We start from the raw sequence: 25253 nt of genomic DNA, 5'->3' as shown, positions 1-25253 counted from the left end.
CTCCCAGTCACGCGCCCGTCTCCCTTGCCTGCCATTCGAGGATGGCTCCCGCTACTGCCGCTACCGCACCGGGCTCCAGGTGAAGGTGGTGCCCCCCGGGCAACACCCTCCGGGTCAGTGTCGAGACCGCCGATCGTGCGGCTGCCGCCGACTCCCGCCCGCCGAGTATGCCGCCCTCGCCTTCGATCAACAGCACCGGCGCCTGAATGGACTCAAGCAGTGCCAGCACCTGCTCCGGCGTCAGACGCACCGGAGAGGGCCAGAGCAGCCGACCATCGGTTCGCAGTCGCACATGACCATCGTCTTCATGTCTCAGGTTGCGCTCCACCACCGGAGTGGCGGTATCAGCATCGATCGGTGTCACGCCGCCGGCTACCCGTGCCGCCACGGCGGTTCTGATATCAGGATAGCGCGGCGCGGCCGATAGGGAACGGCGCGTCGCACGCAGCCCCTTGCGCAGCTGCTGCGCCGCGTCGGCGGACGGGGTGGTAAGCGCACCAAGACCATCGATCAGGACCAGCCGGTCGATGCGCTCCGGCAGGGCCGCAGCAACCAGGCAGGACACGCCTGCCCCCATGGAATGGGCCAGCAGCGTGGCCCGCTCCAGCCCCAGGTCATCGGCGGCATCCAGCAAGTCGTGACAGTAGTCCCACAGTGCATAGTCGCCCGCAACGTGTTGCGAATGACCGTGCCCGGTGAAATCGATGGCCACGATCCGTATCCCCAGCTTGCGTACCAGAAGGGGCGCCAGGCGCGTGAAGCTCGCCGCGTTGTCCAGCCAGCCGTGCAGCGCCAGCCAGGTCGGCGCCCCCTCATCGCCCCAGCAGAGGGCGGCCAGGCGTCCGCCGGCAAGGCGAATGGCACTTGGGTCACTCATGTCGTTGCCTCCAGCAGTTCGTCCAGCATCGACAACAACGCCTGCCGCGTCTCCTCGGGATGCTCCATGGGAAACATGTGTGTACCCGGTACCAGCGACAGCTTGATCCGATGGCGCTCGAGACGGCGTCGGCGCGACGGGGTGATCAGGTCGGAGTCGCGGCCGGCGATCAGGCCGAAGGGAACCTGCAGCCGCCGTGGCAGACGAGACAGATGGTCGGGTAGCTGGCGGAAGATCTCGGTCTCGATGGCCGGATCATAAACCAGCTCGGCCGAACCATCGTCGCGAAGCCGGGTGCCACCCTCCACATAGTCATGCAGCGCATCGGGTGTGAAACGCCGGAAAAGGCCCCGACGACGCAAATGATTGGCCATGGCGTCACGGTCGGGCCACGCCGTCCGTCGCCCCCGGGACTTGCCCGCCGGCGTGACCCGGTCGATGAAGCCAAAGCGCTTGGCCGCTTTCATTCCCCAGGCGTCCAACCCCAGCATCAGCGGCGGATCCAGCATGACGACGCAGCGAAAGCGTTCGGGGGCACGCTCGGCGGCCATGGCCATCAAAACGCCGCCCATGGAGTGCCCCACGCCGATGGCCGGCTCCTCGCTGTGGGTCAGGTGCTCGAGTAGCTCATCTCGCAACGCCAGCCAGTTGTGGCCGACCGGGTAGTCGGGGTGATGACCCAGGCGATCGACCGGATGAACGTCGAAGCGTTCGTGCAGCGGTGCGAGCAGGCTGCGGTAGCTCATGCCGGGAAAGCCGTTGGCATGGGCGAAGATCAAGCGCGGTCGTTGGCTAGCGGGGGAAGCGGTCATGGCAGGATCCAGTGTCAAGCAAGACGTAAAGTCTGTGGCGATAGCAGGCTAACGGGTTTACCCTATTTCGCCAAGTCAAAGCCATCGGCTCTCCGACACCCAAGCTCAAGCCCCTACCGGAGTTTCCTCATGTCAGCGCCGCGCCCCCCACGTGATACCCGAACCCGTAACCGTCTCTTCTGGATCACCGTGATCGCCGCCGTGGCGGTCGGCCTGTGGCTGGCTCGCTGATGGGGCTCGTCGATGTCTTTTTCGGCACCCTGGAAGTCACGCTTCCGGTCTTCGTCATGGTCTTTATCGGCCTGGGCCTGAAGCGTGCCGGCTGGATCGATCAGCCCTTCATCAATACCGCTTCGCTACTGGTCTTCAAAGGCACCATGCCGATGCTGATCTTTCTCAGCATCATCAAGGCCGACCTGGACGCCACGCTCAACCCGCTGCTGCTCGGCTTCTTTGCCCTGGCCACCCTGGGCAATTTCTTGTTCAGCTGGGGCTGGGCGATCCTGCGTGTGCCTCATGCAGACCGTGGCGTCTATGTTCAGGGCGCCTTCCGCGGCAACTGCGGCATCGTCGGGCTCGCCCTTGCCGCGGGCATGTACGGTGACTATGGCCTTTCTGCCGGCGGCCTGCTACTGGGCGTGGTAATTCTCACCTACAACGCCTTTTCGGTGATTGCCCTGGCCACCTACCAGCCCCATCAGCGCACGAACTGGCGCAGCATCGTCAAGTATATCGCACGCAATCCACTGATTCTGGCCGTGGTAGTGGCGGTTCCTGTGGCCGCCCTCGAGCTGCGCCTTCCCGGCTGGCTGATGACCTCAGGGGAGTATTTTGCCTCGCTGACCCTCCCCCTCGCCCTGATCTGCATCGGCGCCACGCTCTCCCTGGGCTCGATCCGGGCGTCGGGGCGGCTAGCCACCGGCGCCAGCCTGATGAAGATGGTCACGATTCCGATACTGGCCACCAGTGCCGCCTGGCTGGTCGGCTTCCAGGGACGCGAGCTTGGTGTGCTCTTCCTGTTCTTCGCCAGCCCCACGGCGGCGGCCGCCTTCGTCATGGCCAAGGCGATGGGCGGCAACGCGGTGCTGACCGCCAATATCATCGCGATGACCACGCTGATGGCAAGCGTGACCATCACGCTGGGTGTGTTCGGCCTGCGCCTCGCCGGACTAATCTAGGCACCGCTGCTGATCACCACCTCGAACTGCTCGAGGCCGCCGCCCTCGCCGACGGCCTCCCTGGGCATGGGGTCGGCATGGGCACGCTTGAAGTCGTCGCCGCCGACCCAGGCGTGAAAGGCCGCCTGACTCTCCCACTCGGTTTCCACCACATAGGGGGCCTGGTTGCCCAGCGGGCGAAGCACTCGCATGGCGAGAAAGCCCGGCTGCTTGTCGATCTCGCCGGCCCGGACACGAAAGCGCGCTTCGAACGCCTCCTCATGGCCGGGGTTCACGAAGACGCGATTGTTGACGACGAAAGTCATGGCTGTTCTCCATTGATTCAGGGCCGCTCATCTGGCCAGGTCACGTCATTCGGCGCCATGAAGCGCAGCAGCCTGGCGCAACCCGCCGCCCACACCTCGGCCTCGAGCTCGGCCACGGCCGCCGTGGGAAAGCCCAACCCGCGGTCACTTCGCCCCTCGACCAGAAAACCAGTCAAGGCGCCCACCAGCGGCATATGGCTGACCAGCACGAACGGCCCTCGGCCGGCCTGCTCCAGCAGCCAGTCACTCAAGACCTCGGGAGGTTCGTCCGGCGTGGCGATGGCCAGGGTCTCGACCTCGCGCTCCAGGCTGGCCGCCAAATGCTCTGCCGTCTGCCGGGCACGTACATAGGGACTGGAGAGCACCCTCGCCTCGTCCAGTTCCTGATACTGAAGCCAGTCGGCCATGCGCGCAGCTTCGGCATGGCCGCGGGCGGTGAGCTTGCGCTCGGCATCGATGCTGCCCGGGGCGGCCTCACCGTGTCGCATGATCAGCAGTCGCTCACTCATCGCGCGTTTCACCTCTGCAGGCATCAGGCTGGTCATCAGCGGCCTCGACCCGCCGGTGGGCGCGCTGCACGTCCTCGCGGGAGAGCAGGAATTCCACATCGCTACTCTGCTCGCCCCTCATCAGCATGCGCGCCATTTCCCGTGCCGGCACGCCCTGGAACAGCACCTGGTAGAGCCCTTCGGCCAGCGGCATGTAGACACCGGCCTCACGGGCCTTGTCGCGCACCAGGCGCACCGTGTTGACCCCCTCGGCCACCTGGCCCAGGGCCGCCACCGCGTCATCGAGGGATTTTCCCTGGCCCAGCGCATAGCCGACCCGATAGTTGCGCGACAGGTCCGACGAGCAGGTAACGATCAGGTCGCCGACACCGGCAAGCCCGAGAAACGTCATGGGGTTGGCCCCCTGGTCCACCGCAAAGCGCCCCATCTCGGCCAGCGCCCGGGTCATCAGCATGCTACGCGTGTTCTCGCCCATGCCCAGCGCGGCGGCCATGCCGGCGGCGATCGCATAGATGTTCTTGAGCGCCCCGCCCAGCTCAACGCCGTAGCGGTCGTTGCTGGCATAGACCCGAAAGTAGTCACAGCTCAGCGCCTGCTGCACCCGAGTGCGAGTCAGCGGGTCGTCGCTGGCCACTACCGTGGCGGTGAGCTGTTTCTGGGCGATTTCGGAGGCCAGGTTGGGGCCCGAAATCACGCCGATATGGGTAAAACCTGTCTCCTCCTGGAGGATCTGGCTCATCAGCTTGAAGCCCTCCTCCTGAATGCCCTTGGTGGTGCTCACCAGGATCTGGTCGGAGCGAAGCCAGGGTCGTGCCTGCCGCACGACGTCCCGAAAAGCCTTGGAAGGAATCGCCACCAGCACCAGTTCCGCCCGCTCGAGCACGGCTTGCATATCGCTCGACGCCTTGACCGCCGGATTCATGGCGAAGTCGGGCAGGTAGCGGCCGTTTCGGTGTTCGCGGTTGATCTGTTCCACCAGGTCGGTGTCACGTAGCCACTGACACACTTCTGCCCCGTTGTCGGCAGCAATGCTGGCAAGCGCAGTACCGAAACTGCCTCCGCCCAACACCGCCACCCGCATGGGATCATCTGACATGTTCACCCCTGAAAAGTCGGGTAGTGAGAAGAGTGTAACGAAAAGCGCCCCCTTCGGGGGCGCCTGATGCCTAGCATAGCACCGGGCCGACGATACCGGCCCGGACGATATCGCCTCAGTCGATCAACGACAGCAGCGAATCGATACTCTCTCTCGCATCGCCATAGAACATCCGCGTGTTCTCCTTGTAGAAGAGCGGGTTCTCGATGCCCGAATAGCCCGTGCCCTGGCCACGCTTACAGACGAAGACCACCGAGGACTTCCAGACCTCAAGCACCGGCATGCCGGCGATGGGGCTATTGGGGTCGTCCTGGGCAGCGGGATTGACGATATCGTTGGAGCCAATGACGATCGCCACGTCGGTCTTGGGGAAATCGTCGTTGATCTCATCCATTTCCAGCACGATGTCGTAGGGCACCCTGGCCTCGGCCAGCAGCACGTTCATGTGTCCCGGTAGGCGCCCGGCCACCGGGTGGATGGCGAATCGCACCTCCTTGCCTGCCGCGCGCAGCTTGCGCACCAGCTCGCTCACCGCGCCCTGGGCCTGGGCCACCGCCATGCCGTAGCCCGGCACGATGACCACGCTGTTGGCATTGTTCAGCGAGCTGGCCACACCGCCGGCATCGATGGCCACCTGCTCGCCCTCGATCTCCGCCGCAACACCGCTCTGGACGCCACCGAAGCCACCCAGGATGACGCTGACGAAGTTGCGGTTCATCGCCTTGCACATGATGTAGGAGAGGATGGCACCGGAGGAGCCTACCAGCGCCCCCGTCACGATCAGCAGATCGTTGGAGAGCGTGAAGCCGATCGCCGCTGCTGCCCAGCCCGAATAGCTGTTGAGCATCGACACCACCACGGGCATATCGGCGCCACCGATGCCCATGATCAGGTGCCAGCCGATGAAGAAGGCCAACAGTGCCAGAATGAGCAGCGTCCAGAAACCGGCTCCGCTGATATAGGCGATCGCGAGCACCAGACTCAGCGCTGCCGCCCCGGCGTTGAGCATGTGCCCGCCGGGAAGCTGGTTGGGCTTGCCGTCCACCTTGCCGGCCAGCTTGCCGAAGGCGATGACCGAACCGGTAAAGGTGACGGCCCCGATGAAGATGGCGAACACCACCTCGATCTGCAGGAACATCAGCTCGTCGGGGGCCTTGGTGGCCACCAGTGCGGCAAAGGCCGAGAACTCCTGCTGTCCCGCGCCCAGAGCCTGGGCGGCCAACACGCGACGGCGCTCGAGGTCGGCGTTCCAGGCAACGAACACCGCAGCCAGGCCGACGAAGGAGTGCAATGCCGCCACCAGCTGAGGCATCTCGGTCATGGCCACTCGACTGGCCACGTACCAGCCGATCACCGAGCCGATGATGATCATCGGGATCATCCACCAGTAGCCACCGATCCCGGGGCCGAAGGCGGTGAAGAACACCGCCACGGCCATGCCCACGATGCCGTACCACACCGCGCGCTTGGCCTTTTCCTGATTGCTCAACCCCCCCAGGGAGAGGATAAAGAGCACGCTTGCCGCAATGGCTGCGGCAGAAACAAAACCTTGACCCAACATGTCGTTACTCCGCCGCTCAGGATTTCTGGAACATGGCCAGCATCCGGCGTGTCACCAGGAAGCCACCCACGATGTTGATGGTTGCGATCAGTACCGAGATCGCCGCTAGAAATACCACCACCCAGTTGCCCGACCCGATCTGCAGGACCGCCCCGAGAATGATGATCCCGGAAATCGCATTGGTCACCGCCATCAGCGGCGTATGCAACGAATGACTGACATTCCAGATCACCTGGAAACCGACGAAGCACGCCAGCACGAAAACGATGAAGTGTTGCATGAAGGAGACCGGCGCCACCTGGCCCAGTACCAGCATCAGTGCGCCCCCGACGCCCAGCAGCGTCAACTGACGCTTGGTCTGTGCCTTGAAGGTGGCAAGCTCCGCGGCCTTCTTCTCCTCCGGGGTTGGCGCCTTTTCCTTGGGCTTGGGCTTGGCGGCGGCAATCGCCTTGACCTTGGGCGGCGGCGGCGGGAAGGTGACCTCCCCCTGATGGGTGACCGTCGCGCCGCGGATCACGTCGTCTTCCATGTCATGAACGATCACGCCGTCCTTCCCGGGCGTCAGGTCGGTGAGCATGTGACGAATATTGGTGGCGTAGAGCAGCGATGACTGGGTCGCCATGCGCGAGGGGAAATCGGTATAGCCGACAACGGTCACACCATTGTCGCTGACCACCTTCTCGTCGGGGCGGGTCAGGTCACAGTTGCCGCCCTTCTCGGCGGCCAGGTCGACGATGACCGACCCCGGCTTCATGGCCTTGACCATGTCCTCCAGCCACAGCTTGGGCGCCGGCTTGCCGGGGATCAATGCCGTGGTGATGACGATGTCGACGTCCGGCGCCTGCTCACGGAAGAGCGCCAGCTGCTTCTCGCGGAACTCGGGGCTCGATGGCGCGGCATAGCCGCCGGTGCCCGAGCCATCCTGGGAGTCCTCGAAGTCCAGGAACAGGAACTCGGCGCCCATGGACTCGATCTGCTCGGCCACTTCGGGGCGCACGTCGAAGGAGCGTACCACCGCACCGAGGCTCGTCGCGGTACCAATGGCGGCGAGACCCGCCACCCCGGCACCGATGACCAGCACCTTGGCCGGCGGCACCTTGCCGGCGGCGGTTACCTGGCCGGTGAAGAAGCGTCCGAAATTGTTGCCCGCCTCGATCACCGCCCGATAGCCGGCGATATTGGCCATGGACGACAGGGCATCCATCTTCTGGGCCCGGGAGATTCGCGGCACCATGTCCATGGCGACCACGGTGGCGCCCCTGGCCTTGCAGCGCTCCAGCAGCGCCTCGTTCTGCGCCGGCCAGAAGAAGGCGATCAGCGTCTGACCTTCCCGCAGCAGGTCGGCTTCTGCGTCGCTGGGTTCGCGCACCTTGATGACCACCTCGGCCTCGCGCCAGAGCGCCTCGCCGCTCTCCACCACGGTGACGCCGGCCGCACGGTAGGCAGCGTCATCGAAGCCAGCGGCGGTGCCGGCTCCGGTTTCGATCAGGCATTCGTGTCCAAGCTTCTGGATGAGCTGCGCACTGTCAGGGGTCAGCGCGACACGTGCCTCTCCCTTGGCGAGCTCTTTGGGTGCACCAATCTTCACGTTGGATCTCCCTTATGGTTGTCGGAGTTTCAGGTAGGTCAAACCAACTATTCATACCTGACCATGCCGCAATGCACAACCGCCATGATGTCGATCGACAGCAACTGAATGTAGCACTATCCGGCTGAAATAACGGAAAAAACAAGAGATGACGTTAACGTCAAAGTCAGACTGAGGCGTTGAAACGCCCAATAAAAAGGCCGCCCGTAGGCGGCCAGCAGGATGAGTATCGGAAAGAACGAATCAAGCCGTCAGTAGCGCATTGAGTCGCTTGACGTAGGCCGCCGGGTCGTCGAGATGACCGCCCTCGGCGATGATCGCCTGGTCGAGCAGGATGCGGGCCAGGTCAGCGAAACGTTCGCCTTCTGCCGCTTCGAGCCGGTCGACCAGGGCATGCTCCGGGTTGAGCTCGAGGATCGGCTTGACCTCCGGCACCTTTTGGCCGGCGGCTTCCATGATGCGACGCATCTGAAAGCCCATCTCGTGCTCAGGCAGCACGACACAGGCCGGGGAGTCGATCAGTCGATGGGTCACCTTCACTTCCTGGACCTCCTCGCCCAGCGCTTCCTTGACCCGCTTGACCAGCGCCTCCTTGGCCTTGGCGGTTTCCTCCTGGGCCTGTTTTTCCTGCTCGTCCTCGATTTCACCGAGATCGAGATCGCCCTTGGCCACGTCGACCAGGGTCTTGCCGTCGAAGTCGGTGAGGTGGCTCATCAGCCACTCGTCGATGCGATCGGAGAGCAGCAGCACCTCGATCCCCTTCTTGCGGAAGATCTCCAGATGAGGGCTCGATTTGGCCGCATTGAAGCTGTCGGCCACGATGTAGAATATCTTGGACTGCCCTTCCTTCATGCGCTCGACGTAGTCGGCCAGCGACTGGTCCTGGGTGGCACTGTCGGTATGGGTGGTCGAGAAGCGCAGTAGCCCGGCGATTTTCTCGCGGTTGGCATAGTCCTCGGCCGACCCCTCCTTGAGCACCGCGCCGAAGGTGTTCCAGAAGGTCTGGTAGCCCTCCTTGTCCTTGGCCAGCTTCTTGAGCATGTCCAGCGCCCGCTTGGTCAGCGCACTCTTGATCTTCTCGACCTTGGGATCCTGCTGCAGCAGTTCGCGGGAGACATTGAGAGAGAGCTCCCGGGTATCGAGCACCCCTTTGATGAAGCGCAGGTAGAGCGGCAGAAACTGCTCGGCGTCGTCCATGATGAAGACGCGCTGCACGTAGAGCTTTACGCCACGGGCGCCATCCCGCTCGTACAGATCGAAGGGGGCGCGCCCCGGCACGTAGAGCAGGCTGGTGTACTCGAGCTTGCCCTCGACCTTGTTGTGGCTCCAGGTCAGCGGATCGCTGAAGTCATGGGCCACATGCTTGTAGAAGGCCTTGTACTCGTCGTCGGAGATCTCGCCCTTGGGGCGGGACCAGAGCGCGGTAGCCTCGTTGACGGTCTCCCAGGTGGTGACCTCGCTACCCTCGATCTCCTTACCATCGTCGTCCTTGGCAGTCTCGACCCTGGGCATGCGTACCGGCACCTCGATATGGTCCGAGTACTTGCGCACCAGGCTCTTGAGGCGGAAGTCGTCGGCGAACTCCTTGGCATCCGACTTGAGGTGCAGCACGATCTCGGTACCGTGACGCTCGCTTTCGACATCGGCCACAGTGAACTCGCCCTCTCCCCTGGAGCGCCACTCGACGCCCTCGGCCTTGTTCGAGCCGGCCTTGCGAGTACGCACCGTGACTTCGTCAGCGACGATGAAGCTGGAGTAGAAACCCACCCCAAACTGACCGATCAGCCGGGCATCCTTCTGCTGCTCGCCGGAGAGCTGCTTGAGGAACTCGGCGGTACCGCTGCGGGCGATGGTGCCCAGGTTCTGAATCACCTCGTCACGGTTCATGCCGATGCCGTTGTCGCGCAGCGTGACCGTGCCGGCCTCGTGATCGTGCTCGATCTCGATACGCAGTTCACTGTCGCCCTCATACAGGGCATCGTTATCCAACGCCGCATAGCGCAGCTTGTCGCAGGCGTCGGCAGCGTTGGAGATCAGCTCGCGTAGAAAAATCTCCCGGTTGGAATAAAGGGAGTGAATCATCAGGTGCAGCAGCTGCTTGACCTCGGTCTGGAAGCCGAGCGTTTCCTCGTGAGCGATGGTGGACATGGATCGGTTACCTCATGGCTTGAACCAGCGGCGACGCCGCCATGGCGTCGCGCGTGTAGAACTGTTCAGCGATATGGGGCCCGAGGCGAGAATTTCAAGCGCTGCGCTCTTTCGCAGTCCTTAAGACGAAAGCTCAAGACGAAGAGTTCAAGACGAAGAGTTCAAGACGAAGTGCAGGCGTGCCGTGGCGACTGGCTCATCCTCGCGCTCCTGCCAGGCCGTGACCTGAACGTTGGCCATGCGCCGGCCTTCTCGCAGTAGGCTGCAGCGGGCGTGGGTGGGGACCGCACGGGCAGCACGGAGGTAATCGATGGAGAAATCGACGATGCGTGGCAGCCGGGGAGCGCGCGCAGCGAGCATGAGGTCGAGCGTGCCGGCCGTCTCCATGAAGGCAGCCACCACCCCGCCGTGAATGGCAGGCAACAGAATATTGCCGATGTTGTGCGCCTGCGGTTCGAGATGGAAGACCATGCCGTCGCCCTCGGTATCGGGCGATGCGGAGACGCCAATGAAACGGGCATAGGGTACACGCTCCAGCCAGGCGGCCACGTCGCCTTCGGCCCGAGTCCTCTCCAGCCATGCGGCATCGTGAAAGTCGTCAATCATGGTCGTTCGCCCCGTCATTCGCTCCGCTGAACAGCGCCTCGCCGAACCCTGCCGGCGTGTTGCGCGCTCCCAGGCGCATGAAGTTACCGATACCGCGGGCGACCGGTCGCTCGGGGTCCTGCCATAGGGTGCCTTCGGTGAAGACCACCGACTCGGTCACGGAGAGCACACGGGCCCTGGCCATGATGGGGAGACCGGCCACCGCCGGCCGGTAATGGTCGACGCGCAGGTCCAGCGTCGGGCAGACCTCCGGCGAGGGCAGCCCGCAGAGCACCGCCGAGCCACACACGGTATCCAGCAGCATGGTAAGGACGCCGCCATGCACCAGCCCACGCGTGGTGTCGCCAAGCAATTCGTCACGCCAGGGGAGCCGCATCGTCACTTCCGGGGGAACCACGCCGACCACCTCGAGTTCCAACTCCCGGGTATGCGGGATGAGAGTGACGAATCGGGTCAGGGCGGTTCGCCAGGCCTCTGGACCAGGACCGATGGCCTCGACAGTGTGTTCGTTCTGGGTCACATCCGCACTCCTCAAGACAGTCCAACAAGCGTTTGATCGAAGCTCGTTCAGCCTAGCTCTCGCACGGTGTCTGCACAAGCGCCTAACCGTTGAACAAAGCCAACAAACACCCTGGTAATCGTCACCTAACCACTACTCAAATATGCTCCAATGGGTGACGATACAGAGGTTCTGACTCAAGCCTTCCGGAGGCCGCCACCATGCGCCATCGCCACCTGCTAAACAGCGCCGCCGCCTGGCTCGCCGCGGCAGCCATCAGCCTGCCGCTCACCGCCCATGCACAGCCCAGTGACAGCGCTCTGCGCGAGGCGCTGGAGGCAGCACGCAACCAGCAGTGGAGCAGAATCGACAGCAGTGCCATCGATGGTCATGTGCTCTCCGGTTACGTGGAGTACCACCGTCTGCGCCACCAACTGCCCCAGGCAGAGCCCGGCCAGGTGCTGGCTTACATCGAACGGCACAAGGACGCGCCCCTGGCGGAATGGATGCGTGGCCAGGCCATCAGCCGCTACGGCAGCGCCGGCCGCTATGGCGCCGTCCTCGCCGTTGCCGATGGTGAGCCCGCTGGGGCCGAACGCCAGTGTCACTACTACACGGCACTGTTGGGCAGCGACCCGCAGGCCGCCGCGGAGGGTGGACGAAAGCTGTGGCATGTGGGCAGCTCGCAGCCGTCGGCCTGCGACACCCTGTTCCGCCACCTGCGAGGAAAGGGAGAGATCAGCGAACTCGATGTCTGGGAGCGCATGATGCTGGCCTGGCAGCAGGGTGAAAGCGGTCTTGCCAGCTACCTGGGGCGTCAGCTGGGCAGCCGCTGGCAGGAAGCGCTCGATGCCAAGGCTCGTCTGCAAGGGGATTACTCCGCCATCACCCGGATACCCAACTGCATAGGCCCGGAGTGCCGCGGCAGCGGAGCGCTGTTTGCCGCCGCCATGCACGGCTTCATCCGCGCCGATACCGAGGCCGCCATGGAGGCATGGCGCAAGGTCGCCCCGCACCTGACCTTCGATGGCGAGCACCGTCATGCCATCGAGGAGGACCTTGTCTTCTACTCCCTGGTACGCGACATCGACAACAACCGGGGCTGGGTCGACGATATCCTGCCGCGAGTCGGCACCGCTCGGGTACTGGAGCTGCGTGTGCGCCATGCGCTGGCCAGCCGGGACTGGTCCGGAGCGCTGCGCTGGATCGAGGCAATGCCCCAGGAGACCCGCGAGGATAGTCGCTGGCAGTACTGGAAGGCACGCGCCCATGAACAGCTGGGCGACTCGGAACGGGCACAAGTCGCCTATGCTCGCGCCGCCGATGGCCGCAACTTCTTCGCCTTCTCGGCTGCTGACCGCATAGGCCGCCCCTATGCCCTGAATCTGGAGCGCAACAGCTTCGACGAGGCATTTCGCGAGGAGGTCGCCCGGTGGCCAGCCGTACAGCGCACGGAGGCGCTGCTGCGCATTGGCGAGGACGGTCTTGCCAACAGCGAGTGGCTGAACGCGGTGGCCATCGGTACGCCCCGCGAGGCACGGGCACTTGCCGACTACGCAGAGCGCCGTGGCTGGCATGCCCGCCTGGTGCAGACCACCATTACAGGCCAGATGTGGGACGCCCTCGACTGGCGCTTTCCGGAAGCCTATCGCGAACACTTCCTCCGCTGGGGGAACAATACCGGCGTCGACCCCTACCTGTTGATGGGCATTGCGCGACGCGAAAGTGCCTATAACCCAACGGCGCTCTCCCCCGCCGGCGCCCGCGGCCTGATGCAGATCATGCCCGGCACCGCCACCCAGCTCAGCCGCCAGCTCGGCATCAGCGACCCCGGGCCCTACGGCGTGCTCGACCCTGAGCTCAACATCCGCATGGGCAGCACCTATATTCGCGACATGACCAACCGCTATCGTGGCAATCGCCTGGCCGCTGCTGCGGCCTACAATGCCGGACCCGGCCGGGTCGACCGCTGGCTGCGCGACTCACCGGAAGAGTTCGATCTCTTCGTGGAGAGCATCCCCTTCCGCGAGACACGCGATTATGTCCAGGCGGTCCTCGCCTACCGGGTCATCTTCGAAAGCCTGGCCAACGGGGGCAGCACCGAGGGCGTTTCGATGCTCAGCTCGGCGGAAACCACGGTGCGCTACGACGGCTCGCTGCTGGCCCGCAACTAGCCCGACACCGCCGCAAAACCACCCAGGGCCCCGGATCGATGCCGGGTCCCTGGCGTTTCCGGTCGGGCTCAGGCGGGCTGACGCTCCAGCGCCAGCTTGATGCCGAATCCGATCAGTACTGCACCGGTCGCTCCATTCAAGACGCGGGAAAAGAGACGGCTTCCGAGCCAGCGCCCCGCGCTGCCCACCGTCACCACGATACCGATCTGCCACAGGTTGGCGATGATGAAATGCACCCCGGCCAGCCACAGCGATTGGACCAGCGCCGGGTCGGTCGGAGCAATGAACTGGGGCAAGAACGCCATGTAGAAGACAACGGTCTTGGGGTTGAGCACATTGGAGAGCAGCCCTTCCCGAAGCGGCCGCCATACCGGCCGCGCCTCGCGCGCCCCCATCACGCCTTCAATTGGCAGGCCCTGGCCGCGTCGTGCCGCCAGCAGGCTGGCGACTCCCAGCCAGATCAGGTAGCCGGCACCCGCCAGCTTGAGCAAACCGAAGGCCCATGCCGACTGCAGCAGGATCAGGGAAATGCCCAACGCCGATACGGCGGCATGCACGAACAGGCCACAGCAGATCGCCACGCTGGTCAGCACCCCATCGCGCACGCCACCGCGAGCCGTGTTGCGTATCACCAGCAGCGTATCCACGCCAGGGCTGATCGTCAGCAGGGTAATGGCTACCAGAAATGGCCAGAACTGGGCATCCCAAAACATGTATCGAGCGCTCCTTGCCATGAATGGGCCCATCATGGGCCGAGGGGGAATTCTACGCCAGAGCGACGCGGCTCTCACACTCTCGGCGCACGGAATACGGCATGAAGACCATCGCCTTGCCGATCATGGACCGCCTCCTGGCCACACGCGGTATGGCATATTTCATGCGCGGGATTCGCTGGACGCTCCGAAATTTACTAACTAGAGTTGTCTGGGCGGGCATGGTGGTTCGCCACTCATGCGCTATCCGTTGCGTTGGTCAGCAAGTGGAAAGTCGTTAGCTGTATGTCGAACTGTCGATACACCCGAAGCGCACTTTTCTCGCCTTGCCCACGCACTTCGGGCCTCCGGCACTGCCGAGTGCCCTGCACGATCAATCTGTAAGTAAGGAAATCGACAATGGCAACTGGCACTGTCAAGTGGTTCAACGATACCAAGGGCTATGGCTTCATCTCTCCGGACGACGGCGGTGACGACCTGTTCGCCCACTTCTCCGAGATTCAGGCTGACGGCTTCAAGACCCTGCAGGATGGCCAAAAAGTCACCTTCGAGGTCACCCAGGGCAAGAAGGGCCTTCAGGCCTCCAACATCAAGCTTGCCGACTGAATGAAGTACTGCTTCGGCAGGCATATAGGCCTGGCTTCAGCTTGAATACAGGCCCCCCAGGCGAAAGGCCCACCTGAGGGTGGGCCTTTTTCATGACATGAACGAAGGCGGCTCTCAATCCTCGATGTCGAACTGAGGCGCTTCGCTCTGCGGGTCGCTCCGCTCGGCTTCTTCGAACTGCTCGTCGAGTTGACGCCGCGCTTCCTCGAAACGCCGCTCGGTCTCCTCCAGCATGGCGTCGATATCCGACTGTGTCGTCTCACCACGCCGCTCGGCTTCCTCGTCGATGGCTGAAGGGGAATCGCCGATGTCGTCCTGCATGGGTTCGATCGTCGAGCGGAACTCGGTTGGGTCGTCCATGGGCTCCAGTACAGGAGAGTCGCGCTCGACCTCTTCGTACTGTTCATCGATACGCCGCTGCGCCTCCTCGAAGCGCCGCTCGGTGTCCTCCAGGATAGCATCGATATCCGAGCGGGTGGGCTCACCCGGCAAGGCGCCTCCTTCATCCAGGGCCGCAGCCGGGGATTCACCCAGCGTATCGGCATCCGCTTCGATATCGTCGCCCGGCTCCATTCGGTCATCTTCTTCTGGCACGGCCTCCTCCTCAGCCGCAGTGGGGGGGGCGTCGGGCTCATCTTCGGACATCGCGACCGGGTCGGGCGGCATGTCATCCTCAGGCACGGTGCCTTCGGGTGCCTCGGCCGCGGGAACTTCCACCTCCTCGACCTCAGGCGCCCCGGCTTCATCTTCCGTGTCGCCGCAGCCAGTCAGGCCAAGCGCAAGAGTCAGCCCAACCGCAGCAAGCTTCCAGGGGGACTTCGCCATTCAAGTATCTCCAGTCATAGTGAGGCCGTCAGGAAGAGACCATTGCAGCAAAGCCCTGACGTACCTGCAAGTCGACAGCAACTGCTCTGTATCTGCCATTGGACAGTTCATCGGCAAAACGATCCCTGGGCGAGAGAAGAGCCGGGCATCAATCGGCAGCCGTTGCCGGCAGAGGGCAGTCCAGGGACCAGGCAACGGCTCTTAACATCTCGGCTTCGCCCGGAGCAATGTGGCCGTCATGGAAGACACAGCGCGCCATCGCATCCAACAGTAAGCTCTTGTCCCCGTCCTTCAGTTGCTGCAGCTGTTCCGTTGCTTGATCCAGCTCCTGCGGGGACGCCATTCGGTCCATGAATGCAGGCGTGATCGGCAATGCCTGCAGGGCGGCGTGGAAGGCAACACGAGCCTCCGTTTCCTCGACCTCGCCTGCCCTTGCCAGGCTCGACAGCAGCCGCGCGACAGGAGCCTCCAACTGAGACAGGTAGGCACGACGATGGCGACGGTGGCGAGGCCCTTCGACCCCCACGAGCACGATACGATGCAGCCCCCACTGCAGGGCGCCGGGTTGCGCCTCCTCGGCCATCAGGCGGCGCAAACAGTCACGGAAGCCGGCATATTGAGCAGTGGTGAGCTGACGTAGCTGAGGCAGGGCCAGTTCGATCAGCGCCAGCCGCTGCCCGGGGCCCATCGCTGCCAACGGTGTCGCAAGCCGGTCCAGCTCCACCAGAACCTCCGGCAGCGCCTGGTCCACCAGCGCCTGACGCTGGCGTTCGCGGCTGGAAGGGTCGACGCCCATCAGGATGCCGTAGACCAGCGCGCGGGCGGCATACGGCTCATGGGCCGCCTCCAGCAGGCGGTCATCGAGCCCAGCCAGCGTCTGCCGCGCACGAACGATATCCGCGGGGCCGGGCTGCCCGACCCGTTGCGACAGGCCCTGGACGCTGTCGAGGTCGGTACTTGTGGAATGCGCGGCCGTGGTTGGCGCCGCAGAGGGAGGAGACGACAGGGAAGAGACGGCGGCCTGACCGGCAAGCCCGGCAGCCGACGGCACATCGCCGGGCTGTCGGCTTTCGGCTGCCGGCTCGTCGGCAACCGGGCGTGGCTCCGGCAGGCTGCCATCCCAATCGGGCTGCAGCCGCTCGATGCGCGTGGCCAGCGGCGGATGAGTGGCGGTGAGCCCGCTCAGGCCACGCAGGCCGCGACCGAAATAGAGATGGCTGAACTCGGCAGCCCGAGTGGCGCGCAGTTCGGAACCATGGGAGTGGGCCGCCAGGCGCTTCAGTGCCTGCGCCAGCCCTTCCGGATTGCGGGTGTACTGCACCGCACTGGCATCGGCCAGGAACTCGCGCTGTCGGCTGACGGCCGCCTTGATGAGGTTGCCGCACAGCGTGCCCACATAGCCCACCACCATCAGGGCAATGCCGGCGCCCAACATCACGGCATGGCCGTTGCCCCGGCGCGAACTGCGGACCGCCCGCCGGCCCGCCATGCCATGCAGCAGCATGCGGCCGATCAGGCCGATCACCAGAATACCGTAGAGCAGCGCGACCAGGCGCATGTTGAGGCGCATGTCGCCATGCAGAATATGGCTGAATTCATGGGCGACGACGCCCTGGAGCTCGTCGCGGTCGAGTGTCCGGATAGCCCCACGGGTGACCCCGATGGCGGCATCGTGGGGAGCGTACCCCGCGGCGAAGGCGTTGATGGACGCCTCTTCCAGCACATAGACTGCCGGTACGGGCATGCCCGAGGCGATGGCCATCTCTTCGACCACGTTGAGCAGTCGCTGCTCGTCGGCGTCGTGGGTACTGCCATTGATCAGGCGTCCGCCCAGGGCCTCGGCCACCGCTGAGCCCCCGCCTCGTAGCTGCAGGTGGCGCATCAGACTACCCAGCCCCACCACTGCGACCACCCCGAGGGCGACACTCCCCAGCAACACCGGGTCGAACGCACGGGCCAGGGGATCGGCACCGGCCTGCCCGCCGTCGAGCAGTGCCATGGCCACCGCCACGACCAGCACCGCCGCGGCCACCATGCCGGCCACCGCCACGAGCAGCAGGAGTACCAGCCGTGCCGTCAGCCGCCGCGCCTGATCCTGGGCTCCGAAAAAATCCATTCCTACCCCCGTCAGAAGCTGACCTTGGGTGCCGCCTGAATCTCGGCGCTGTCCTCGAATTCCAGCAGGGCCGCATCCTCACGATGGCCCAGCGGGCCCGCGAGCAGGATCGGGGGGAAGCTCTGCTTGTAGGTGTTGTACTGCATGACCGCGTCATTGAAGGCCTGGCGAGCGAAGGCGACTCGATTCTCGGTACTGGTGAGCGTCTCGGAGAGCTGACGCATGTTCTCGGATGCCTTGAGATCCGGGTACGCCTCCATGACCATGTTGAAGCGTCCGAGCGCCGCCCCCAGCGCCCCTTCTGCCCCGGCCAGTTCGGCCATGGCGCCGGGTTCGCCGGGCTGGGCCGCGGCATGCTTGAGCCCCGCCAGGGCCGTGTTGCGCGCCTCGGTGACGGCCTGCAGGGTCTCGCGCTCGTGGGCCATGTAACCCTTCGCCGTCTCCACCAGGTTGGGAATGAGATCGTAACGACGCTTGAGCTGCACCTCGATTTGGGCAAAGGCATTCTGGTAGCGGTTCTTCAGCGCCACCAGACGGTTGTAGATACTGGCGCCGTATATGAGCACCAGGCCCAACACCACCAGCACTATGATCAGCGATACGTTCATGGCCGCTCCTCTCCGTTTGGCGCGATGTGCTTGATCCCATTCCAAGCGATACGCAAAGTCTTGATCCTGATCAACTAACGACCAGTGGCGCTCGCCGCTTCAAGGCCAGGCTCGATGGTATAGTGTGGCGACAGCCACGTCATGCCGGCATGGCCTGTTGTCCATGGCACGTCGCGCGTCACCAGGCGTCAACTATCGTTCATCAAACCAGGCTAATGTTACCATCCAGGCTGACAGGCTAGCCTGTCCACGCCACGCATAACAGCGACAAGACCGATTGTCGTCAACGGAACATGCCTCAGGGAGCCGGCCTTGGCAGAGCAACTCAGGGATTTTCTCAATGCGCTGACCCATGCCATGCGGAACCTGCTGCCAATCGTCGTCGTCGTGGTGGCCTTTCAGGCACTACTGCTGCGGGAATGGCCCGATGGTGGACTGGGCATGGCGATTGGCCTGTTGATCGTGGCCCTGGGCGTCGCCCTGTTCCTGCAGGGGCTCGAGCTGAGTATCTTTCCGGTGGGCAAGCGCCTTGCCAACCAGTTCGCCCGCCGCGGCTCGATGCCGATTCTCATGCTGTTCGGCTTCGCCATCGGCTTTTCTGCCGTGGTGGCCGAACCGGCGCTGATTGCCGTGGCCGATCAGGCTGCTCAGATCAGCGGGGGGCGAATCGACGCCTTGACGCTACGCCTGATCGTGGCCGGCTCGGTGGGGTTGGTGATGGCACTCGGCGTATTCCGGGTCATCCTGGGCCACCCCCTGCACTGGTACATGATCGTGGGCTACCTGCTGGTCGTGCTGGTGACCTTCTTCGCCCCCGCGGAGATCGTCGGCCTGGCCTACGACTCCGGCGGCGTCACCACCAATATCGTCACGGTTCCGCTGATTGCCGCCCTGGGCATTGGCCTCGCCGCGTCCATCCGCGGCCGCAGTTCGCTGATCGACGGCTTCGGCCTGGTGGCACTGGCCGTGATGGTGCCGATGATCAGCGTGCAACTCTACGGCATCCTGGTCTACGCCGATCCGGGAAGTCTCCCGGCCGGAGCCGAACTCATGGCCGCCCAGGACGACGTCGCACCTCCCGCCGGCCCACTGCAGATGCTGCTTGATCTCTTCAGCATGCTGCGCGACGTGCTGCCGATCATTCTGGTCATCCTGTTCTTCCAGTATGCCGTCCTCAAGCGCTCACTGGCTGACCCGCTCAGGGTCGGTATCGGCTTCGCCCTTGTCATCATCGGCCTCTACGCCTTCGTGGTGGGCCTCAAGCTCGGGCTCTTCCCCATCGGCCAGAGCATGGCCTACCAACTGGTCACCCTCGATACCTGGCTTTGGGTCTACCTCTTCGCCTTCTGTATCGGTTTCGCCACCACCATGGCCGAGCCGGCCCTGATCGCCATTGGCCAGCAGGCCGAAGAAGCCGCCGCGGGCAAGATCCAGGGCAACGTGATCCGCCTGCTGGTGGCGCTCGGTGTGGCCATCGGCATTACCATCGGCGTACACCGCATCATCAGCGGCGACTCCATCCACTATTACATTATCGGTGGCTATGCGCTGGTCATTCTGCTGACCGCCCTCGCGCCTCGCTATATCGTGGCACTGGCCTTCGACCTGGGGGGCGTAACGACCTCCGAAGTGACGGTACCCCTGGTCACGGCGCTCGGCATTGGTCTGGCCGGCCAGATCGAGGGCCGTAACGTACTGATCGACGGCTTCGGGCTGATCGCCTTCGCCTCGATCTTTCCTATCGTGACCGTTATGAGCTATGCCATTCTCATGAATTGGGTGGCGAAGCGAGGAGGAGAGAGAACATGAAGTTTTCGCTGTTGGTCGCCATCGCGCCGGAGGAGCTCGAGCAGGAGTGTATCGATGCCGCCACCGAAGCGGGCGCCGTGGGCATGACGCTGATGTCGGGCCGGGGTATCGGCGGTGAACGCAAGAAGACCTTCTTCGGCCTGACCTTCGAAGGTAGCCAGAGCATCATGCTGATGACGCTGGAGAAAAGCCTGTCGCTCAAGGTGCTCAAGGCCATAAGACAGGTACTGAACCCTTCCGGCGACGACTCCAAGGGGCTGGTCATGACACTGCCCGTGGAGCATCTCGGTGGAATCGACGTGTCTCAGGTCAAGCGCTTCGAGGAGCGACTCAGGCACGACCACTGAACCAACAACAGACGGAGTGACAAGATGCTGGTCAAGGACATCATGATGCGCGACGTGGTGACGGTGTCCCCCTTCGCCACCCTGCGCGACGCCCTGGGCTTGATGAAGCGCCACAACCTCAAGTGCCTGGTCGTCGAGCAGCAGGACCCCCACGATGCCTGGGGCCTGATCACCTACACCAATATCCTCAAGACCATCGTCGCCGAAAATGGCGATATCGACCTGATCAACGTTTATGACGTCTGCGCCAAGCCGGCTATCGGGGTCGGCGAGTCACTGGATGTTCGACATGTCGCCAGCCTGATGACCGACAGCGTGGTCAAGCGGATCCTGGTACTCGATGACAACAAGTTGGTGGGCCTGGTCACCATGGATGATATCGTAGGGACCGTTCTCGACATGATCGAGTAAGGCTACCGGAACGACGCATGCAAGATTTCTTTACCTGGCTGGGCACGACACTCGGCGACATCATCCGTTTCGTGGTGGATCTGCTGATTCACTTCTTCCAGAACCTCGGCGACGCTGCGCGTGGATTCCTGCAGGGCCTCTCGGCATCGCTGGGTATCGCGCCATCGCTGGTGAGCCTGCTGGTGCTGCTTCTCGGCCTGTGGCTACTTTATCTTGCCCTGCGCGCCCTACTGCGTCGGCGCCTGGTGGCGACCCTGATCTGGGCATTGCTCGGCATCACGGTATTGAGCTGGCTGATCAACTAAGGAAACACTGCACAAATGCCTACACGAGCGAATCGCTGCGTTGCGCGGTGCGCGGAATCCTCACATATACCCCATATGCTCCGGTTCCTGTGCTCCGGGCGCCTTGCGCTTCATCCCGCTCGGCAATTTGTTCAGCGATTTCCTGAGGCCTCGTCACTCGAAGCAACAGCGCCGCCCCATGGGCGGCGCTGTGGTTCGTGCCAAGAATAACGACCGATTGCCGGCCTTCAAGCCAGCGCTTTTTCCACCACCTCATACACATTCGGCGAGAGCTCCTCGGCGCGGATGCGCTCGAGCTCATGCTTCATCAGTTCCTGACGCGACTCGTCGAAGCGCTGCCACCGGGTCAGCGGTGTGATCAGCCGTGCGGCGATCTCAGGATTGAGGCGATTGAGTTCGATCACCACATCGGCAAGCAGTCGATAGCCTTCTCCATCGATACGATGAAAGTTGACCCGGTTCTGGTTGGCGAAGGTGCCGATCAGGGCTCGCACCCGATTGGGGTTCTTCAACGAGAAGGCCGGATGGGCCATCAGGTATCTGACCCGGTCCAGCGCATCCGACTGGGGACGAGTGACCTGGATGCTGAACCATTGGTCCATGACCAGGGCGTCGTGAGCCCACTTCTCGCCGAAGGCTCGCAGTGCCGGATCGGCCAGGTCGCTCCGGCTGCTGTGGGTCAGCAGGGTCAGGGCGTGACGCACGTCGGTCATGTTGTGGTCGGCATGGAACTGCGCCCGGGCCGATTCGATACCCTGCTCGTCCTCTATTGCCATCAGGTAGGAGAGTGCCACGTTCTTGAGGCTACGCTGACCGATCTGCTCGGGTTCGGGCGCATAGGGTGCATCCGACCGATTGGCTTCGAAGAGATCGCTGAATTCGTCACGAAGAGTGACGGCCAGGGACTGCTTGACGAAGGTGCGAGCCGCATGGATGGCGTCCACGTCAACCAGCGGCTGCTGCTCGGCGATATAGGCCTCGGAGGGGAGGGACAGCATCTCGGCCAGCACCGCCTTGTCGTCGCCTCCTCGCTCGAGCAGGGCCCGGAAGGCCTCGACGAGACGTGGGTCCATTACTTTCTCGACGCCATTGCGATGAGCGGCGATCAGGTCGTCCAGCGCCAGCATGGCCAGGCGCTGTCCGGCATCCCACCGGTTGAAGCCGTCGGAGTCGTTGGCCATCAGGAAGGCCAGCTCTTCGCGACTGTAGTGGAAACGCAGTTGGACCGGCGCCGAGAAACCACGCAACAGGGAGGGCACCGGCGCTTCACTGACATGGGTGAAGACGAAGGTCTGTTCCGCCTCACGCAGGTGGATCACCGCGTCGCCACCCAGGCTCTCGCCATCCAGCGTCAGATCCAGATCCCGTCCCGACTTGGTACCCACTAGCCCCAGCCGTACCGGAATATGCAAGGGCTGCTTGTCGGCCTGCCCGGGAGTGGCCGGGGTACGCTGACGCAGTGTCAGGTGGTATTCGGCATTGGCATAGTCGTACTCGCCATGGGCATCGATCTCCGGCGTCCCGGCCTGGGAGTACCAGCGCATGAACTGGGAAAGGTCGAGACCCGAGGCTTCGGCCATGCAGCTGACGAAGTCCTCGATGGTCACCGCCTGGCCATCGAAGCGCTCGAAATAGTCATCGCTGCCGCGTCGGAAGGCTTCCCAGCCCACCAGATTACGCAGCATACGCACCACCTCGGCCCCCTTCTCGTAGATGGTCAGAGTGTAGAAATTGGTGATCTCGATGTAGTGGTCGGGACGGATCGGATGCGCCGTGGGTCCGGCATCCTCGGCGAACTGGGCAGTGCGGAAAAAGGAGACATCCTCGATGCGCTTGACCGCGGCCGAGTTGGTATCGGCGGAGAAGCACTGGTCGCGGAAGACGGTGAATCCCTCCTTGAGCGACAGCTGGAACCAGTCGCGGCAGGTCACCCGGTTACCCGACCAGTTGTGGAAGTACTCGTGGGCAACGATCCCCTCGACCCGCTGGAAGGCGGCATCGGTGGCAGTATGCGGATGGGTCAGCACGGCCGCCGAGTTGAAGATATTGAGCCCCTTGTTCTCCATGGCGCCCATGTTGAAGTCGTTGACCGCCACGATCATGAACAGGTCCAGGTCGTACTCGCGCCCGTAGGTCTCCTCATCCCACGTCATGGCCCGCTTCAGTGACGCCATGGCATGATCGGTCTTGTCGAGGTTCTCCTCCTCGACCCAGATCTGCAGCGCCACCTCGCGCCCGCTCATGGTGGTAAAGCTGTCTTCCACCTTCTCGAGATCCCCGGCGACCAGGGCGAACAGATAGCAGGGCTTGGGGTGCGGATCCTCCCAGGTCACGAAATGGCGCCCACCCGGCAGATCGCCACGCTCCACCGGATTGCCGTTCGAAAGCAGTACCGGCTCACGGGTCGCGTCGCCGATGACCGTGGTGGCAAAGGTCGCCATGACATCGGGCCGATCGGGATAATAGGTGATGCGACGGAACCCCTCTGCCTCGCACTGGCTGCAGTACATGCCATTGGAAAGGTAGAACCCCTCGAGCGCCGTATTCTCCTGCGGAGCGATTTCCACCTCGGTATCCAGCAGGAAACGCTCGGGCACTCGATGTACGATCAGACCGGTTGCCGTGAGCGCATACTCATCCTGTTCCAGTGACTGACCGTCGATCGCGATGGACTTGAGCAGGAGCTGTTCGCCATCGAGCTCGAGGGCGGTACCAGCCTCCCGCGCCGGATGGCGTTCCAGGTGCAGGCGAGCCTTGACTCGGGTGGCATCGGGCTTGAGATCGAAGGTCAGCTCGGTGTGGGTAACGCGGTAGGCAGGCGGCCGATAGTCACTGAGATAAGTCGGCTTGGGTTCAGACATCGGGGAAAGGCTCCTGACGGAAATCGACGGCCATTGTACGGGGGCAGGCTCCCGAACCTCAAAGGCAACCGTCGATTCAACGGCGAACGAGATGCGTGGGGGGAGCGACAAGCTCCCGGGGCTCGGGGCGGCTGGCAATCCACAGGCCCAACAGGGCCAGCCCGGTGACCAGAATCGCTTTCAGCCAGAGCACACTTAAGGTGAGCAGCAACACCAGGATCGAGACGCTCAACATGGCCCCGGCCAGCCATTTGGCGTGGCGGGGAATGGCTCTCTCGCCCTCCCAGGCCACCACGGCCGGGCCGAAGCGTGGATGCTCACGAATCCATAGCGCAAAACGCGGCGAACCGCGGGAAGCCGCCCAGACCGCCAGCAGCATGAAGCAGGTTGTCGGCATCAGCGGCACGAAGACTCCGATGACACCAAGACAGAAGCTGGTCCAGGCCAGGCCAATGTATGCGGCACGGCGAAGCGAGTGCATGCGCTTCCTCCGGAAGTGAGGCGACCCTGTTGCTGACCATTGAAGCCCATCCCTGCCACTGTGGCCAATCGCCTCTGGCTATGGCGAAAAAAGAGCCCGCCACTGGGCGAGCCCGTACTGTCATCAGCGACCGGCATTAACAACCGGCTCATTAGCCGCTTTCACTGGATGGGGATTTCACGGCGGGCGGGCCTGGCTTGTTCGCTACGCGGCACCCGCACCGTCAGCACCCCCTTGTCGAAGGCGGCCTGGATCTCCTCGTCCTTGGCATCCGCCGGCAGGTCCAGTACGCGCCGGAAGCGGCCATAGGAGCGCTCGACACGATGGAGCTGGTCCTCTTCCTTACGGCTCTCGTGGCGCTTCTCGCCTTCAATGACCAGGCGATGGTCGTCCAGGGAGAGCGTGATGTCCTTCTCCTCGACCCCCGGCACCTCGACGCTGATCACGTATTCGCTACCACGCTCGGCGATATCGAGCCGTGGCTGCAGCAGGCCCGGCATGTCCCCAAGTCGGCTTTCCAGGGACGGCATGCCGAACTGACGCATCACGCTGTCCATCCAGCGATCCAGCTCTTGATGCATGCCCAGCAACGGCGTGAGATCACCCCGCCGAGGTTCCACCGTGGTTGGCGGAGCCGGGGTATCGGCGCTCTCGCTCTTGAACCAGTTCCAGGGAGAGAGCTTCTGCAGATTCATACGCCACCTCCTGTTTGCTCACCTCACAAGTGACACAAATCGGAATACCCAATGCCATCGGGTTATCCCTTGGCAGAAGAAGAATTGGTGGCGGATGGCGTTATTTCAAGATCGCTTTCACCT

The 25253-nt window shown here is 63.6% G+C and carries 24 protein-coding genes; 7 read left to right on the top strand and 17 right to left on the bottom strand.

Annotated features, from left to right (window positions below; translation table 11 throughout):
- Window positions 1-7 precede the first annotated feature (7 nt).
- Entirely contained in the window at window positions 8-877 is an 870-nt protein-coding gene (locus tag DU505_RS02390; RefSeq protein ID WP_114477382.1) for an alpha/beta fold hydrolase, read from the bottom strand.
- Window positions 874-1689, bottom strand: coding sequence for an alpha/beta fold hydrolase (locus tag DU505_RS02385; protein WP_114477381.1), 816 nt, complete (start codon window positions 1687-1689; stop codon window positions 874-876). The genes DU505_RS02390 and DU505_RS02385 overlap by 4 nt, the downstream gene beginning before the upstream one ends.
- Before the next feature lie 230 nt (window positions 1690-1919).
- On the opposite strand from DU505_RS02385, the gene DU505_RS02380 reads away from it, so the two are divergent.
- Complete coding sequence (locus tag DU505_RS02380) at window positions 1920-2867, top strand: AEC family transporter (protein WP_114477463.1); 948 nt, start codon at window positions 1920-1922, stop codon at window positions 2865-2867.
- Here the strand turns inward: DU505_RS02380 and DU505_RS02375 are convergent.
- The 8 genes from DU505_RS02375 to DU505_RS02340 form a co-directional block, all read right to left on the bottom strand.
- Window positions 2864-3172 (bottom strand): antibiotic biosynthesis monooxygenase family protein, encoded by a 309-nt coding sequence (locus tag DU505_RS02375; protein ID WP_114477380.1) that lies wholly within the window; start codon window positions 3170-3172, stop codon window positions 2864-2866. The genes DU505_RS02380 and DU505_RS02375 overlap by 4 nt on opposite strands.
- A 17-nt stretch (window positions 3173-3189) precedes the next feature.
- Window positions 3190-3681, bottom strand: coding sequence for a phosphohistidine phosphatase SixA (gene sixA / locus DU505_RS02370; RefSeq protein WP_114477379.1), 492 nt, complete (start codon window positions 3679-3681; stop codon window positions 3190-3192).
- Complete coding sequence (locus DU505_RS02365) at window positions 3674-4777, bottom strand: NAD(P)H-dependent glycerol-3-phosphate dehydrogenase (protein WP_114477378.1); 1104 nt, start codon at window positions 4775-4777, stop codon at window positions 3674-3676. Before DU505_RS02365 ends, sixA begins: the two co-directional genes overlap by 8 nt.
- Window positions 4778-4892: 115 nt before the next feature.
- Complete coding sequence (locus DU505_RS02360) at window positions 4893-6338, bottom strand: NAD(P)(+) transhydrogenase (Re/Si-specific) subunit beta (RefSeq protein ID WP_114477377.1); 1446 nt, start codon at window positions 6336-6338, stop codon at window positions 4893-4895.
- A 16-nt stretch (window positions 6339-6354) separates the two neighbouring features.
- Window positions 6355-7926, bottom strand: a complete 1572-nt coding sequence (locus DU505_RS02355) for a Re/Si-specific NAD(P)(+) transhydrogenase subunit alpha (RefSeq protein WP_114477376.1) — start codon at window positions 7924-7926, stop codon at window positions 6355-6357.
- A 243-nt stretch (window positions 7927-8169) separates the two neighbouring features.
- Window positions 8170-10074 carry a molecular chaperone HtpG gene (htpG, locus tag DU505_RS02350; RefSeq protein ID WP_114477375.1) on the bottom strand — a complete coding sequence of 635 codons (1905 nt, stop codon included), beginning with the start codon at window positions 10072-10074 and terminating at the stop codon, window positions 8170-8172.
- 147 nt (window positions 10075-10221) lie between these two features.
- The gene (locus DU505_RS02345) at window positions 10222-10680 is read right to left on the bottom strand and encodes a PaaI family thioesterase (protein WP_114477374.1); all 459 of its coding nucleotides are present in this window, start codon (window positions 10678-10680) and stop codon (window positions 10222-10224) included.
- Complete coding sequence (locus tag DU505_RS02340) at window positions 10673-11200, bottom strand: PaaI family thioesterase (RefSeq protein ID WP_114477373.1); 528 nt, start codon at window positions 11198-11200, stop codon at window positions 10673-10675. The genes DU505_RS02345 and DU505_RS02340 overlap by 8 nt, the downstream gene beginning before the upstream one ends.
- A gap of 200 nt (window positions 11201-11400) precedes the next feature.
- Between DU505_RS02340 and DU505_RS02335 the strand changes: the two genes are divergently transcribed.
- Window positions 11401-13353: a transglycosylase SLT domain-containing protein gene (locus tag DU505_RS02335; protein ID WP_114477372.1), complete on the top strand. Its 1953-nt coding sequence runs from the start codon at window positions 11401-11403 to the stop codon at window positions 13351-13353.
- 68 nt (window positions 13354-13421) lie between these two features.
- On the opposite strand, the gene DU505_RS02330 is transcribed toward DU505_RS02335, so the two are convergent.
- Window positions 13422-14066, bottom strand: coding sequence for a LysE family translocator (locus DU505_RS02330; protein ID WP_114477371.1), 645 nt, complete (start codon window positions 14064-14066; stop codon window positions 13422-13424).
- A 399-nt stretch (window positions 14067-14465) separates the two neighbouring features.
- Between DU505_RS02330 and DU505_RS02325 the strand changes: the two genes are divergently transcribed.
- Complete coding sequence (locus DU505_RS02325; protein WP_043515357.1) at window positions 14466-14672, top strand: cold-shock protein; 207 nt, start codon at window positions 14466-14468, stop codon at window positions 14670-14672.
- A 114-nt stretch (window positions 14673-14786) separates the two neighbouring features.
- On the opposite strand, the gene DU505_RS02320 is transcribed toward DU505_RS02325, so the two are convergent.
- From DU505_RS02320 to DU505_RS02310, 3 genes are all read right to left on the bottom strand, one after another.
- Complete coding sequence (locus DU505_RS02320) at window positions 14787-15497, bottom strand: hypothetical protein (protein ID WP_114477370.1); 711 nt, start codon at window positions 15495-15497, stop codon at window positions 14787-14789.
- Between the two features lie 148 nt (window positions 15498-15645).
- The gene (locus tag DU505_RS02315; protein ID WP_114477369.1) at window positions 15646-17613 is read right to left on the bottom strand and encodes a M48 family metallopeptidase; all 1968 of its coding nucleotides are present in this window, start codon (window positions 17611-17613) and stop codon (window positions 15646-15648) included.
- A gap of 11 nt (window positions 17614-17624) precedes the next feature.
- Window positions 17625-18221: a LemA family protein gene (locus DU505_RS02310; protein ID WP_114477368.1), complete on the bottom strand. Its 597-nt coding sequence runs from the start codon at window positions 18219-18221 to the stop codon at window positions 17625-17627.
- Between the two features lie 312 nt (window positions 18222-18533).
- Between DU505_RS02310 and DU505_RS23010 the strand changes: the two genes are divergently transcribed.
- Genes DU505_RS23010 through DU505_RS02290 form a run of 4 tightly spaced genes read left to right on the top strand, consistent with a single transcriptional unit; the run spans window position 18534 to window position 21093 of the window.
- Entirely contained in the window at window positions 18534-20030 is a 1497-nt protein-coding gene (locus DU505_RS23010) for a DUF1538 domain-containing protein (protein WP_340148234.1), read from the top strand.
- Window positions 20027-20377, top strand: coding sequence for a P-II family nitrogen regulator (locus tag DU505_RS02300; protein WP_114477367.1), 351 nt, complete (start codon window positions 20027-20029; stop codon window positions 20375-20377). Before DU505_RS23010 ends, DU505_RS02300 begins: the two co-directional genes overlap by 4 nt.
- Before the next feature lie 24 nt (window positions 20378-20401).
- Window positions 20402-20788 (top strand): CBS domain-containing protein, encoded by a 387-nt coding sequence (locus DU505_RS02295; protein ID WP_043516451.1) that lies wholly within the window; start codon window positions 20402-20404, stop codon window positions 20786-20788.
- Window positions 20789-20805: 17 nt separating this feature from the next.
- Window positions 20806-21093 carry a hypothetical protein gene (locus tag DU505_RS02290; protein ID WP_114477366.1) on the top strand — a complete coding sequence of 96 codons (288 nt, stop codon included), beginning with the start codon at window positions 20806-20808 and terminating at the stop codon, window positions 21091-21093.
- 227 nt (window positions 21094-21320) lie between these two features.
- On the opposite strand, the gene pepN is transcribed toward DU505_RS02290, so the two are convergent.
- From pepN to DU505_RS02275, 3 genes are all read right to left on the bottom strand, one after another.
- Window positions 21321-23954 carry an aminopeptidase N gene (pepN, locus tag DU505_RS02285; protein ID WP_114477365.1) on the bottom strand — a complete coding sequence of 878 codons (2634 nt, stop codon included), beginning with the start codon at window positions 23952-23954 and terminating at the stop codon, window positions 21321-21323.
- A 76-nt stretch (window positions 23955-24030) separates the two neighbouring features.
- Window positions 24031-24435: a YbaN family protein gene (locus tag DU505_RS02280; RefSeq protein WP_114477364.1), complete on the bottom strand. Its 405-nt coding sequence runs from the start codon at window positions 24433-24435 to the stop codon at window positions 24031-24033.
- Between the two features lie 161 nt (window positions 24436-24596).
- Window positions 24597-25130, bottom strand: coding sequence for an Hsp20/alpha crystallin family protein (locus DU505_RS02275; RefSeq protein WP_114477363.1), 534 nt, complete (start codon window positions 25128-25130; stop codon window positions 24597-24599).
- Window positions 25131-25253: the final 123 nt, after the last annotated feature.

The sequence above is a fragment of the Billgrantia montanilacus genome (assembly GCF_003336675.1).
Classification (GTDB): domain Bacteria; phylum Pseudomonadota; class Gammaproteobacteria; order Pseudomonadales; family Halomonadaceae; genus Halomonas; species Halomonas montanilacus.
This window is presented reverse-complemented; position numbering and strand designations above follow the sequence as displayed.

Excerpts from the sequence above, each read along its gene's own strand:
- DU505_RS02325 (WP_043515357.1), top strand. The coding sequence starts at position 14,466 with ATGGCAACTGGCACTGTCAAGTGGTTCAACGATACCAAGGGCTATGGC.
- DU505_RS02320 (WP_114477370.1), bottom strand. The coding sequence starts at position 15,497 with ATGGCGAAGTCCCCCTGGAAGCTTGCTGCGGTTGGGCTGACTCTTGCG.
- DU505_RS02335 (WP_114477372.1), top strand. The coding sequence starts at position 11,401 with ATGCGCCATCGCCACCTGCTAAACAGCGCCGCCGCCTGGCTCGCCGCG.
- DU505_RS02390 (WP_114477382.1), bottom strand. The coding sequence starts at position 877 with ATGAGTGACCCAAGTGCCATTCGCCTTGCCGGCGGACGCCTGGCCGCC.
- DU505_RS02380 (WP_114477463.1), top strand. The coding sequence starts at position 1,920 with ATGGGGCTCGTCGATGTCTTTTTCGGCACCCTGGAAGTCACGCTTCCG.
- DU505_RS02385 (WP_114477381.1), bottom strand. The coding sequence starts at position 1,689 with ATGACCGCTTCCCCCGCTAGCCAACGACCGCGCTTGATCTTCGCCCAT.
- pepN (WP_114477365.1), bottom strand. The coding sequence starts at position 23,954 with ATGTCTGAACCCAAGCCGACTTATCTCAGTGACTATCGGCCGCCTGCC.
- DU505_RS02275 (WP_114477363.1), bottom strand. The coding sequence starts at position 25,130 with ATGAATCTGCAGAAGCTCTCTCCCTGGAACTGGTTCAAGAGCGAGAGC.
- DU505_RS02365 (WP_114477378.1), bottom strand. The coding sequence starts at position 4,777 with ATGTCAGATGATCCCATGCGGGTGGCGGTGTTGGGCGGAGGCAGTTTC.
- DU505_RS02345 (WP_114477374.1), bottom strand. The coding sequence starts at position 10,680 with ATGATTGACGACTTTCACGATGCCGCATGGCTGGAGAGGACTCGGGCC.
- DU505_RS02360 (WP_114477377.1), bottom strand. The coding sequence starts at position 6,338 with ATGTTGGGTCAAGGTTTTGTTTCTGCCGCAGCCATTGCGGCAAGCGTG.
- DU505_RS02375 (WP_114477380.1), bottom strand. The coding sequence starts at position 3,172 with ATGACTTTCGTCGTCAACAATCGCGTCTTCGTGAACCCCGGCCATGAG.
- DU505_RS02280 (WP_114477364.1), bottom strand. The coding sequence starts at position 24,435 with ATGCACTCGCTTCGCCGTGCCGCATACATTGGCCTGGCCTGGACCAGC.
- htpG (WP_114477375.1), bottom strand. The coding sequence starts at position 10,074 with ATGTCCACCATCGCTCACGAGGAAACGCTCGGCTTCCAGACCGAGGTC.
- DU505_RS02295 (WP_043516451.1), top strand. The coding sequence starts at position 20,402 with ATGCTGGTCAAGGACATCATGATGCGCGACGTGGTGACGGTGTCCCCC.
- DU505_RS02290 (WP_114477366.1), top strand. The coding sequence starts at position 20,806 with ATGCAAGATTTCTTTACCTGGCTGGGCACGACACTCGGCGACATCATC.
- DU505_RS02315 (WP_114477369.1), bottom strand. The coding sequence starts at position 17,613 with ATGGATTTTTTCGGAGCCCAGGATCAGGCGCGGCGGCTGACGGCACGG.
- DU505_RS02330 (WP_114477371.1), bottom strand. The coding sequence starts at position 14,066 with ATGTTTTGGGATGCCCAGTTCTGGCCATTTCTGGTAGCCATTACCCTG.
- sixA (WP_114477379.1), bottom strand. The coding sequence starts at position 3,681 with ATGAGTGAGCGACTGCTGATCATGCGACACGGTGAGGCCGCCCCGGGC.
- DU505_RS02300 (WP_114477367.1), top strand. The coding sequence starts at position 20,027 with ATGAAGTTTTCGCTGTTGGTCGCCATCGCGCCGGAGGAGCTCGAGCAG.
- DU505_RS02310 (WP_114477368.1), bottom strand. The coding sequence starts at position 18,221 with ATGAACGTATCGCTGATCATAGTGCTGGTGGTGTTGGGCCTGGTGCTC.